The following is a 12,103-nucleotide window of genomic DNA, read 5'->3' as shown; positions in this document are numbered from 1 at the left end:
TATGCTCAGCAGAAAGCCATGTGGGGCGTCATCTACGTGCTTCCATGGCTGGTCGGATTTGTATTGTTTTTCTTCATCCCGCTGCTCGCGTCGCTGCGTTACAGCATGAGCACGATTCAGGCCAATGCGGAAGGCATTGCCATTCAATTCACCGGGGTTGCCAACTATATTCAGGCGCTCACCGTCAATACCAGTTTTAACCGGGCGTTGATCGAGTCGATTACCGATGTGCTTGTCAATGTGCCTCTTATTGTCATATTTAGCCTGTTTCTCGCCGTCATCCTGAACCAGAAGTTCAGAGGCCGGGCTGTGGCACGTTCCATATTCTTCCTGCCCGTTATTCTGGCATCCGGTGTCATCATGTCACTGGAGAGCACCAGCTTGATTGATGCTGTTAATCAGAGCAGTACCGGAGGAAGCGCACTAGGTACATTTGAGCTTGAAAATCTGATGCTGGATGCCGGGGTGAGCGAATGGATCGTGACGTATCTGAGCAGCGCAGTGGATCGGATCTATCAGATTGTCAGCCAGTCGGGCGTGCAGATTTTGATCTTTTTGGCTGGCATCCAGACCATTTCGCCTCAGCTCTATGAGGCATCCAAAATGGAAGGTGCTACCGGGTACGAAGCATTCTGGAAGATTACATTCCCGATGGTCAGTCCGCTGATCTTTGTCAATGCGATCTACACGATTATCGACTCGTTTGCCAATAACGCCATGACTGAACTGATCCGGGATACCGGATTCGTGAAATTTGACTTTGGCCTCAGCTCAGCGATGGCATGGGTGTATTTTCTGGCGATTGCCATCATTCTCGTGATTGTATCCATAATTTTCTCGAAACGAGTCTTCTATCAAGATTAGAAAGGAGGACGTTCAGCGTGACGACTTCTCGATTATTATCGCTGGAACACTGGAAAGGCTGGCTCTGGTCTGTGATTCGGTTCGTACTGATTACTGGACTTTCCTTTGTTATCCTCTTTCCGATATTTCAGAAAATCTCAACGTCCATCAAAGATAAGGGTGACCTGTATTCCGCAGTAGTGGTATGGATCCCCCAGAATTTCTCGATCGATAACTTTCAGCAGGCCATCCGGGTTATGGATTACTGGGCGACTCTGTTCAATACCTTCGCGCTGTCAGCTACAACAACATTGTTAACGACAGCGTCTTGTGCCCTTGCAGGGTATGGTTTTGCCCGTTTGAAGTTCAAGGGGAGCAATTTGCTGTTCGCAGGTGTGATTCTCACGATTCTCGTGCCGCCCACGACGATTTTGATTCCGGTGTATCTCAATCTGAAAAGCTTCGACCTGATGGGCTTGATGACACTGATTGCCGGTAAACCGGTGAATCTGCTGAATACCTACTGGCCGTTCATTCTGACCGCCATTACGGCCAATTCGCTTAAAGCCGGATTGTATATTTTCATCTTTCGTCAGTTCTTCCGCGGCATTCCGAAGGAAGTGGAAGAGGCTGCATATGTGGACGGGGCAGGCATTGGGCGGACCTTTGCCCGTATCATGCTGCCGAATGCCATTCCATCCATGGTGACCGTAATGCTGTTTTCCTTTGTATGGCAGTGGAATGATAGCTTCTACACGACCACGTATCTGACTTCAAGTAAGGTCATGTCGACCCAACTGTCTTCGCTTCCGTATAATCTGGCCCAACAAGTAAGTGATGGAGCCTCTAAGGCGGATCCTTTTTATCTGAGCATGATTCAGGATACGGGAATATTGCTCGCCATTCTGCCTTTGATTGTTATCTATCTCTTCGTGCAGCGTTATTTCGTGGAAAGTGTAGAACGTACAGGAATCGTTGGCTAAAACGTTAGCCTTAACCGTGAAGGAAGATCCGAGACAGATCGATACGATCTGAAGAGAGGAGGAGGAGTCTTGCGCCTGAACGTATGGAACGGGTTGCGGAAGCGTGCGCCAACCGATGTTTAGCTACTTTTAGATTCTGCTGTAATTCATCGGATATTGCATTGAGGATAGCAATCGATCATGACAGGAGGATATAAAGTGAAAAAGATGTGGATGTCTTGTAAACTTTTACTCGTTTTGGCTTTACTCATTACGATTGCTCCATGGGGAGGAAGCCGCGCAGAGGCGTGGGTAGGCATGCCTATGGGCAAGCTTCACGTAAGTGGCAAGAATCTGGTGAACAGCAACAATCAGCCTGTGCTTCTGAACGGTTGGCATCAACCTTCAGGTGCATACTGGACGTATCAGAGCAGCAATTATTATCTTAATTTGCACGGCAACAATCGTCATGCGGCTACACTGGCCTACCTGAAAGACATTACCGATACATTTGCGGACACAAGTCCGAAATACGGCAGCAATCATGGATGGAACATGAATCAGGTACGTCTGTTCATTGATCGTGAGGACATGGGTGATGTGGCGGCGGGTACATACAATTTCGCCGGTGTGCAGACCGTTACGCAGAACGTCATTATCCCATACATTCAATATGCCAAAACCAAAGGTGTGTATGTCGTCCTGGGACTCGACTTTACCTTGAAGGATGACCAGGCAACCACCGCTTCCAACCTGCAGAAATTCAATCAAATCTGGGGATATCTTGCATCACGTCCTGAGATTAAAAGTGCCGATAACGTTCACTTTGAGCTCATTAACGAGCCAGTGAAATCGTATGCGAATGGACATTGGGGCGGATACAACGGGGAAAATGATTTTGTGGATCACTGGAATGACCTGCGCAATTTCCAGAACTCCATCATCTCCACGATTCGTAGCCAGGGTGCCGATAACGTCATCTGGGCTGCAGGTCTGGGGTATAACCAGTTCTACAGTCTGACGGCAAGCCATCCATTGACAGATCCCCTGAACAACTACGGCTATGCGGTTCACTGGTATCCGGGTTACGGCGCGTATGATAACTTCTCCATTTTGCAAGATCAGTGGAATACCAATGTGAAAGCAGCCGCAGACAAGTATCCGATCAATATCACGGAAGTAACCTGGTTTAAGAACAAACCTGGTGATTCGGCCTATTGGAACCTGTTTAATGGCAGCAACGAAGGTTTTGGTACCAATACCAAAACCATCTTCAACGCGGCTGGAAACGTTAGTATTGCGGCTCACATGAACGGCTTCATTCTTGAGCCAGGGCAGCGCAGCTCTTTTGCCGATCCAACGGCTGGACTGAAATGGGATGGTGATGCTTCACGGAGTGCCATGGGACGATTCCTGTTCAACTGGTACCATGAACGTGCTCAATCGTACCCGGGTGGAAATGGTGGTGGACCCACAACCGGGCTTGTGTCAGGTGCAACCTACAAGATTGTGGCCAGACATTCGGGTAAGGTCATTGACGTTCCTGGAGGGCAAAATCAAAACAATCTTCAGCTTCAGCAATGGAGCGATCTGGGCGGCAATCCTCAGAAGTGGGTTCTGACCTCCATCGGCGGTGGCAGCTATACACTAACCAGCGTGAACTCACCGGACAAAGTAATTGATATTCGCAACGGTACTCTCACGAACGGTGAAGCGGTTCAGCTCATGAGCAATCTGAACACGACCGCACAGCATTTCAAAGTCAACGATCTGGGGAATGGATACTGGAGTATCATTAACGTAAACAGCAACAAAGCGATTGAAGTGGAAAGCGCTTCCATATCCGATGGCGCCAAGTTGCAGCAGAATACGTACACGGGTGCAACGAATCAACAATGGAAATTTATCGCGGTCAGCAATTAACATTATTGCACAAGAGGACCTCCACGGCTGTTAACGCCGGAAAGGTCCTCTTTACGTTGAGATTTCAGTCTGTGAGATGCGCTGTAATGCATAGGACTCCGTCTGTACGATGACTCATTGTAGAGTGATTAATATATCCGATATCTGCCGCTTAAAGCCAGCAAGCTGAAGAAATACAGACAGTTATCGTAATAGCGGCGCTCACCCTGGCGCAGGGGGGTGTTCCAAAAGAGGCGTACAAAATGTTCCACATGTGGACCATCTGCAGCTAGTGAGGCCATGGCGTTGGTAGCGAGCAGACCGATCGGATGCAAGGAAGGTTCATCGAACGGTTCACCTTCAATGGTATATCTGCGATATTCGGCGACATCAATGCTGCTGAAGAAGGACTGAATTCGATTGGACTGCTCCACCTGCCAGGGATCCTTGCCGAACCATTCCCAGTCCAGAGCTATATTCGCGGCAACCCGGTATGCATCGCTGTAAAAGTGTCTAAAATCACCATGCGGCTGAACAGGAGCTGGTGATCCGTCATAGTTCGCATATTCAGGCGAAAGCCCGGTTACAGGATGACAGGCGGTATGCAGATAAGCTCGACTTGCCGCCGCTGCATCTCTCCAGAAGGTTTGATCGTCTTCATCCGCATATAATGCAAACAACTCATAGAAATGGGGGAGATGGTAGGATGGATCACTGAATGGTGATTCCGGTACAAATTTGATCAGCTTGGTTTCCGGGTCCCACATGGGATCTCCCTCGCCATTTTCCCCTTGATGAATGCATGCTCGGAGAATTCTTCTGGCTTGTTCCTTATAGTTATAAGGGGCATCTCCATCACCCCAGCGGTTAGAAGCAAAGAACAGAGCCATCGCGAAAAACTCCTCACCATCAGGTGCAGGACCTTGAGATAAGCGGGTTCCATCGGGTTTGCAGTGCCAGGCAAAATAATCCTTGTATCGACCTTCAGCATGCTGCATGAACGTATGGGAATAATTCCAGAGCCGATCGAATTCTTCTTTTTTGTCCATCTGAACAGCCATCATCATGCCATAAGACATGCCTTCGGAGCGAACATCGTTATTACCGGTATCGAGTAAATAGCCTTTGTCCTCACCCATCGGGTAATAGATTCGCGTATTCTCTTCTCCATAAAACAGCTCGTTCCATGACGTCTCCAGCCGTGTATTTATTTCCTGTTCCTCATAACCAAACTTGTGAAAGAGATTGTTATATGTATTTGTATCATAGGATCCTTGACGGGTGATATTCATGGGTTTTCCTCCTTTTAATGCAAACGTTAAACCCATTATATCACGGTAAATGTGTATAAATTAAAGCGTTTACATTGGAAATCTTAGTTCTTTCCTTCCTTGGATTTTCACCGCCAAATTGAAATGATATGATTGCTGCAAGTCCTATACTTTATCGGGTATCTGTAAAATTATGTAAGTGTTACACTCGTGAAGAAGGACCCACCAAGCATAAAGTTTTACCCGTTTGGTCCTTCAATTGACCATGAAACTTTTGATCGAAGAAAGGATGGTGGTAAACATGGTTCGCGATGCAGGAGATACACCAGGAGCAGATATACACCAAGGGGTAACTGCACCGCGCGATCCCGTTGGAGTGAAGGAGACGAATAACGAGGTAACGTTCGATTACTGCTCCCCTGAATATCACAACATGATTAGCCAATCTCTTTTGAACAAAGGTCACAATGCCAGATTAAAACGGGCGATTCAAAAGGCTGGGCAGGGTGAACCTGTTGTTATGGCTTATATCGGTGGATCTATCACACACGGCGCTGGCGCAATCCCTATTCATCTCCGTAGTTACGCCTATCGATCGTATGAGCGGTTCAAGGCGATGTTTGCTCCATCAGACAGTCGTTCCATTCAGTTGGTTAAAGCCGGAGTAGGCGGAACGCCTTCCGAACTTGGAATGATACGCTATGATCGTGATGTGCTTGGAGATGGTCAAATTCAACCGGATATCGTCGTTATTGAGTTTGCAGTTAATGATGCGGATGATGAAACCCGGGGGAACTGTTACGAAAGTTTAATATTGAAAGCGCTTGCTGCAGATAACAAGCCTGCAGTCATCCTTTTGTTCAGTGTCTTTGAGAATGACTGGAATCTACAGGATCGCCTAGCTCCGGTGGGCTGGCATTACAATCTGCCCATGGTGAGCATGAAGGATGCTCTTGTCGAGCAATTCCACAAGACCAAGCAAGAAGGTAACGTCGTAACCAAAGAGCAATATTTTCATGATATATATCATCCGACCAACCTGGGACATCAGATCATGGCCGATGCCCTGGGTCACCTGTTTGATGCAGTGAATCATGCCGAACTGGACCAGGACGATCATGATCTGAGAAGGCCGCCTCTGATTGGGGACGATTTCGTCTACGTGAAACTTCTGGATCGGAAAAATGGCAATCAGCTTGCCAAAATCGACCCTGGGTGCTTCGCGCAGACGGATATTGACCTGCAGATGGCTGAGATGGATGATCACGATTATGCTACGCCGCTCTTTCCGCACAATTGGATGTATACCCGCGGTGAGAGGGCCGAAGCACAAAAGTTCAAGCTGCAAATGCGTTGCAGAAGTCTTCTTTTAATCTTCAAAGACTCCGGAAGCGACGAGTTCGGAACAGCCCGGATCAAAGTGGATGGTGTTCTCACCAAAACTGCCGATCCGCATGAAGTAAATTGGACACGCTGTCATGCCATGCTCCTGATTCAAGAGAAGCACGTCAGCGAGCATACGATCGAGATCGAAATGGCAGACGGGCACGAGGATAAACGTTTCACGATTCTTGGTTTTGGCTATGTCAGCTAACAAAAAAAGGCCGGAGATTAATCCAATAGCTAAATGCACCTATGAAGGGAGTACTGTACATGATATCTTCAGCACCGGCTGGATTTGACCAATACCGCAATGATATACCTCGCGGAGCAATAGAGACGATAGAGTATGATTCCACTACGGTAGGGAATACACGGAAAGCGCTGGTGTACACCCCTCCAGGATTTTCTTCCGAAAACACATACCCTGTTCTTTACTTGCTTCACGGGATCGGTGGAGATGAGATGGAATGGCAGCAGCACGGTAGCCCGCAGATCATCTTGGACAACCTGTACAACGATAACCTGCTGGAGCCCATGATTGTTGTTTTGCCCAACGGTCGCGCCATGCCCAACGATCGAGCCGAGGGAGATCTATTTGACCCGGAGAAAATAAAAGCCTTTGAGCGATTTGAATCCGACTTGATTCAAGATCTTATTCCTTATATTGAATCCAATTATCCCGCAAGTACAACCAGGGATAATAGGGCAATCGCCGGCTTATCCATGGGCGGAGGACAGTCCTTGAACATAGGGCTGGGCAATCTCAACCATTTCGCTTGGGTCGGTGCCTTCTCTCCCGCTCCAAACACCAAAGCGCCAGAGCTGCTCCTTCCTAATCCGCAGGAAGCAATCTCGCTTTTGTCGCTCCTTTGGATCTCCTGTGGCGATCAGGATAATCTTATCCAAATTAGCGTTGACGTACATCAATATTTGGAACAGCAGGGCGTACCGCACATCTGGTATGAAGAGAGCGGAGGTCATGACTGGCCAGTGTGGAAAAATGATCTGTATCTGTTTTCCAAACGTCTATTCAAATAAATACCAATTCAACTCCGACTCCAGTGCCTACCCAAAAAGTACCGAATTATTCAAAACCTAATCCAAATATCAGGAGGTTTTTACCATGTTTAAATTCGGAAAAAAATTGTTAACTGTTGTCCTTGCCGCTTCCATGAGTTTTGGTGTATTCGCCGCTACGACAGGTGCTACAGATTACTGGCAGAACTGGACAGATGGCGGGGGTACTGTTAATGCCGTGAACGGTTCGGGAGGAAACTACAGTGTAAACTGGCAGAACACGGGGAACTTTGTTGTCGGTAAAGGGTGGACTTACGGTACACCTAATCGTGTAGTGAATTACAATGCGGGTGTATTCTCTCCATCCGGCAACGGATATTTGACGTTTTACGGGTGGACACGGAATGCACTTATTGAATACTACGTGGTGGATAACTGGGGAACATACCGGCCAACCGGAACATACAAAGGCACAGTAACCAGTGATGGTGGCACATATGACATCTATACTACGATGAGATACAATCAGCCATCCATTGACGGGTATTCAACATTCCCGCAATACTGGAGTGTTAGACAATCCAAACGTTCAATCGGTGTAAATTCCCAAATTACGTTCCAGAATCACGTAAATGCGTGGGCGAGCAAGGGAATGTACTTGGGTAACAGCTGGTCCTATCAAGTGATGGCCACCGAAGGATATCAAAGTAGCGGTAGTTCGAATGTGACTGTTTGGTAAGCGCTCTCTTTTCAATCGGCTAGTCTAAACCTTAGGCAAGGCAGGTCTATGGATCTGTCTTGCTCTTCATTCCCGTTTTAAAGGAGACCTACAGATGAGAAAGTGGATGATATTTCTGCTCATCGCAGCTTTTGTTGGATTAAGTGCTTGTTCGACAGGCAGCAGTACTACCGTGAGTGATGATCTTGTATTGGTTGAGGGTGGGGCATTCAAGAGCAGTAAAAGCAATTATAGTGGCAAAGACATCATACTGTCTGATTTTTATATCGGCAAATATGAAGTGACCCAGAAACAATGGGCTGACGTTATGGGAGACAATCCCTCTGGTTTTAAAGGGGAAGAACGGCCCGTTGAAAGGGTGAGCTGGTATGATGCAATCGAATACTGTAATGCACGCAGCATGAAGGAAAACCTTAAACCGTATTACATCATTGATAAAGAAACGCTGGATCCGAATAATAAGAATGAAAATGATAATGTTAAATGGACTGTAACCATCAATGAAGATGCGAATGGATATCGTCTGCCAACGGCAGAAGAATGGGAATATGCCGCAAGTGGCGGACAAAAGAGTGAGAATTTTACTTATAGCGGAGGCAACAATCCAGACGAAGTGGCGTGGTACTGGATGAATGCCGGTGAAAAGCCGTTAACAGGAGACTGGAACTGGCCAGCCATTGAAAACAATCGGAATCAAACCAAGCAAGTAGGTCAGCAGAAGGCCAATGAACTTGGTATCTATGATATGTCTGGTAATGTTAGAGAATGGTGCTGGGAATGGCACAGCCATCCGGAGACCCCGGACAACACCTGGAGAGTCAGCAAGGGTGGGGGCTGGGTCAGTAGTGTAAATACAGCAGAGATTTCCTATCCAGGAAAATTCGATGCGAATGGCATTGGTCCCGATCAGGGATTACGAGTCGTACGTAGTAAATAACGAGGCCCATTCTTTTAAAATGGGCTTTTATACATGACAACTGAACAAGGAAGAACGATCTTAAAAAATGAATATGTATTCTTTAAACTTTGCTATAGTTCACCCATTATGGACCATATAAAATGGAAATACCAACCAATGTAAGCGCTTTTATGAAATGATTACTTCAAGCACTGGCTGTTGAATCTAGGAGCGAAGGGAGTTTCAGAAAATTGTTTACACGGTTGGAATACGAAATGGAGGTGTATTGATGAAGAGGAAGACTTGGTTCACATTGATGGTATCTGGAGTGGTTTCATTATTTATTTCGGTAAGCGCTTTTGCTGGGTGGGTGTTTTGGGAACCGCTGACGTATCACAATGCAAGTACCTGGCAGAAGGCAGATGGGTATTCCAACGGTTCCATGTTCAACTGCACGTGGCGGGCGAATAATGCTAATTTTACGAATGATGGCAAGCTGCGCTTGAGTCTGACAAGTCCTTCATACAACAAGTTTGATTGTGGAGAATATCGGTCAACGAATACTTACGGCTATGGTCTCTATGAAGTAAGTATGAAGCCTGCTAAAAATACAGGAATTGTATCCTCTTTTTTCACCTATACCGGTCCTTCTGATGGCACACAATGGGATGAGATTGATATCGAGTTCCTTGGCAAAGACACAACAAAAGTACAATTCAATTATTATACAAGCGGCGTTGGAAATCATGAGAAGATCGTAAATCTGGGCTTCGATGCGTCCCAGGGATTCCACACGTATGCGTTTGATTGGCAGCCAGGTCACATTAAGTGGTACGTCGATGGCGTGCTGAAACATACAGCCACAACCAATATTCCGAAAACACCAGGTAAAATTATGATGAATATCTGGAATGGAACGGGTGTGGACAGCTGGCTCGGGCCTTATAATGGTGCTAATCCATTGCATGCCGAATATGATTGGGTGAAATATACGAGTAATTAACAGAAACTCACGATCAGGTCCAACTAGTGCAATAAACTGAAAGAAACAGAGGAGCGGATTACTTCCGCAATCCTCTGTTTTTTTATGATCATTTTCAACCTTTACAGAACAATCGTAACGTAAGATGATGAGGGAAAAGGGTGGGAATGAACTCGCTGGAACCTTTCGGTCACCCTGATAAACAAGAGAGACAAGAGTAAGACGTTGTACTAATACAACATCCATATTCACTTTTTAATATCCTAAATTAATACAATAAATGTTGCAATATTAGTATGGGCATTCATATGGTTCATTCATTATGATGGACTCTGTAGACAACATCACTACATACAGGGGGACTCACAAGTTGAAAACAATCAAGAAAAGAAAGATTGGCGGTTTGGCTTTGGCAGGAATGTTGGCGCTTACAGCAGTTCTTAGCGGATGTAACAGTGGAGCAAGCAAAGAGGCTGCACCGAGCACACCGAGTACTGCACTGGAATTGAAGGACGGGAAGTATGATCCACCCGTAACACTTACTTATTTACGTCCCTGGGGACCCGAAATCAAATTCAAATCTGGTGAAGATCAGGACAATAACGTGCACACCAAATGGGCAAAAGACAAGCTCGGCATTGAATTAAAAAATCAGTGGGTATCACCGTCCACCAACAATGCGTTTGAAACGAAGCTGCGCCTGTCGCTGGCTTCCAATGCAGAAATGCCGGACATCATTTCGTATCGCGGCGATTTCAATCTGGCACGTGAGCTGATTGAAACGGGCAAGTTCGTTGATGCTGGTGAATTGTTTGATCAATATGCAAGTGATACCTGGAAAGCTGCCGTGAATGAAGATCCTTCCGTATGGTATCCGTACATGCAGGATGGTAAACGGATTGGTATTCCGATTCTGGATTACTCCTACAATAGTGATCCAGTGATGTGGATTCGCGAGGATTGGATGAAGAAGTTTAATTTGAAGGCACCTGAAACGCTAGCTGATCTTGAAGTGATTATGGAAACGTTTACGAATAAAGACCCGGATGGCAATGGTAAAAAAGACACTTACGGCCTGACCATCGGATTCAAAAACTGGCTCAGCACATGGATGTCTGATGCTGGTTGGGTCTTCGGAGCCTACGGCACGATGCCAAACCAGTGGAATCTGAATGCAGAAGGCAAACTGGAGTACGGTTCAGTAAATCCAGGAGCAAAACAAGCTTTGGCAACACTGGCTGACTGGATGAAAAAAGGATATATTCCAGAAGAAGCTGGGGTATATGATGAAACCAAAGCAGCGGAAGAGTTTACAGCAGGTAAAGCAGGGATTGTTGTGGGGCCTCACTGGATGCCGTCATGGCCGCTCGAAGATGTGAAGAAAAACCATCCGGAAGCGGAGTACAAAGCTTACCCGATTCCATCTGGACCTGATGGAAAGGCAGGCAGACGAGGTACCGCGAACGACAACGGTGTAATTCTGATTAACAAAGATATGAAGAACCCTGAAGTCTTTTTCACATATCAAAACTATCTATTTGATCACTATGCTAATCCAAAAGCAGGCGATGAATTCGAAAATGGCTTCGCTGAAGGATATGACTGGGCAATGAAAGACGGCAAAGTAACAACGGATGCTAGTGTGACCGGCGGTTATGCACCTGAGAAATACACATTAACATTTGATGGTGCACGTATCCCAAGTCTGAACATGGCTACGCTTGCGAAGTTTGCTAACGGTGAAGAAGCCACAACACCTTTCGAGAAAAAACTTAAGTCTGGTGTACCGGTACCCATGGTGGAAGCGGCCAAGATTGTTCAGGATCAAAAAGATATTGCTTTAAAACAGATGTTCACAGGTGCACCAACGATGTCAATGCAAATGAACAACGACATCTTAACCAAAATGGAGAAGGACCTGTTCTCGCAAATCATCTATGGTAAAGCTCCGATCGATGCTTTTGATACGTTTGTAGAGAAGTGGAAGTCTTCCGGTGGAGATCAAAATACGATGGAAGTTAATGAGTGGTACCAATCCGTTACGAGCGGAAAGTAAGTACGAGCCAAGTAATTAAATCTTATCCGTTATTTCGTTCTAACCAAGCT

General features: G+C 46.3%; 10 protein-coding genes. 9 read left to right on the top strand and 1 reads right to left on the bottom strand.

Going from position 1 to position 12,103, the window contains the following annotated elements; all coding sequences use genetic code 11:
- Positions 1-18 precede the first annotated feature (18 nt).
- From F4V51_RS16735 to F4V51_RS16725, 3 genes are all read left to right on the top strand, one after another.
- A complete protein-coding gene (locus tag F4V51_RS16735; protein ID WP_153978910.1) occupies positions 19-864 on the top strand; it encodes a carbohydrate ABC transporter permease in 846 nt (281 codons plus the stop codon).
- A 17-nt stretch (positions 865-881) separates the two neighbouring features.
- Entirely contained in the window at positions 882-1,826 is a 945-nt protein-coding gene (locus F4V51_RS16730) for a carbohydrate ABC transporter permease (RefSeq protein ID WP_153978909.1), read from the top strand.
- Between the two features lie 207 nt (positions 1,827-2,033).
- Positions 2,034-3,728: an RICIN domain-containing protein gene (locus F4V51_RS16725; protein WP_236146815.1), complete on the top strand. Its 1,695-nt coding sequence runs from the start codon at positions 2,034-2,036 to the stop codon at positions 3,726-3,728.
- Between the two features lie 128 nt (positions 3,729-3,856).
- On the opposite strand, the gene F4V51_RS16720 is transcribed toward F4V51_RS16725, so the two are convergent.
- Positions 3,857-4,999, bottom strand: a complete 1,143-nt coding sequence (locus tag F4V51_RS16720; protein WP_153978907.1) for a family 8 glycosyl hydrolase — start codon at positions 4,997-4,999, stop codon at positions 3,857-3,859.
- 280 nt (positions 5,000-5,279) lie between these two features.
- Between F4V51_RS16720 and F4V51_RS16715 the strand changes: the two genes are divergently transcribed.
- From F4V51_RS16715 to F4V51_RS16690, 6 genes are all read left to right on the top strand, one after another.
- A complete protein-coding gene (locus tag F4V51_RS16715) occupies positions 5,280-6,572 on the top strand; it encodes an SGNH/GDSL hydrolase family protein (protein ID WP_153978906.1) in 1,293 nt (430 codons plus the stop codon).
- Positions 6,573-6,631: 59 nt separating this feature from the next.
- Positions 6,632-7,399 carry an alpha/beta hydrolase gene (locus F4V51_RS16710; protein ID WP_153978905.1) on the top strand — a complete coding sequence of 256 codons (768 nt, stop codon included), beginning with the start codon at positions 6,632-6,634 and terminating at the stop codon, positions 7,397-7,399.
- 85 nt (positions 7,400-7,484) lie between these two features.
- The gene (locus F4V51_RS16705) at positions 7,485-8,117 is read left to right on the top strand and encodes a glycoside hydrolase family 11 protein (RefSeq protein ID WP_153978904.1); all 633 of its coding nucleotides are present in this window, start codon (positions 7,485-7,487) and stop codon (positions 8,115-8,117) included.
- Between the two features lie 94 nt (positions 8,118-8,211).
- Positions 8,212-9,054: a formylglycine-generating enzyme family protein gene (locus F4V51_RS16700; RefSeq protein ID WP_153978903.1), complete on the top strand. Its 843-nt coding sequence runs from the start codon at positions 8,212-8,214 to the stop codon at positions 9,052-9,054.
- 250 nt (positions 9,055-9,304) lie between these two features.
- Positions 9,305-10,018 carry a beta-glucanase gene (gene bglS / locus F4V51_RS16695; protein ID WP_153978902.1) on the top strand — a complete coding sequence of 238 codons (714 nt, stop codon included), beginning with the start codon at positions 9,305-9,307 and terminating at the stop codon, positions 10,016-10,018.
- 397 nt (positions 10,019-10,415) lie between these two features.
- Complete coding sequence (locus F4V51_RS16690) at positions 10,416-12,053, top strand: extracellular solute-binding protein (protein ID WP_415753012.1); 1,638 nt, start codon at positions 10,416-10,418, stop codon at positions 12,051-12,053.
- Positions 12,054-12,103 lie beyond the last annotated feature (50 nt).

It is taken from the genome of Paenibacillus xylanilyticus (genome assembly GCF_009664365.1).
Taxonomy (GTDB): domain Bacteria; phylum Bacillota; class Bacilli; order Paenibacillales; family Paenibacillaceae; genus Paenibacillus; species Paenibacillus xylanilyticus_A.
Note: the sequence above shows the minus strand (reverse complement) of the source record. Positions and strands in the feature narration are given on the sequence as shown.

What these genes read in the sequence shown, in the direction of transcription:
- F4V51_RS16720 (WP_153978907.1), bottom strand. Translation starts at nt 4,999, where the DNA reads ATGAATATCACCCGTCAAGGATCCTATGATACAAATACATATAACAAT.
- F4V51_RS16705 (WP_153978904.1), top strand. Translation starts at nt 7,485, where the DNA reads ATGTTTAAATTCGGAAAAAAATTGTTAACTGTTGTCCTTGCCGCTTCC.
- F4V51_RS16715 (WP_153978906.1), top strand. Translation starts at nt 5,280, where the DNA reads ATGGTTCGCGATGCAGGAGATACACCAGGAGCAGATATACACCAAGGG.
- F4V51_RS16690 (WP_415753012.1), top strand. Translation starts at nt 10,416, where the DNA reads ATGTTGGCGCTTACAGCAGTTCTTAGCGGATGTAACAGTGGAGCAAGC.
- F4V51_RS16710 (WP_153978905.1), top strand. Translation starts at nt 6,632, where the DNA reads ATGATATCTTCAGCACCGGCTGGATTTGACCAATACCGCAATGATATA.
- F4V51_RS16725 (WP_236146815.1), top strand. Translation starts at nt 2,034, where the DNA reads ATGTGGATGTCTTGTAAACTTTTACTCGTTTTGGCTTTACTCATTACG.
- F4V51_RS16700 (WP_153978903.1), top strand. Translation starts at nt 8,212, where the DNA reads ATGAGAAAGTGGATGATATTTCTGCTCATCGCAGCTTTTGTTGGATTA.
- bglS (WP_153978902.1), top strand. Translation starts at nt 9,305, where the DNA reads ATGAAGAGGAAGACTTGGTTCACATTGATGGTATCTGGAGTGGTTTCA.
- F4V51_RS16735 (WP_153978910.1), top strand. Translation starts at nt 19, where the DNA reads ATGTGGGGCGTCATCTACGTGCTTCCATGGCTGGTCGGATTTGTATTG.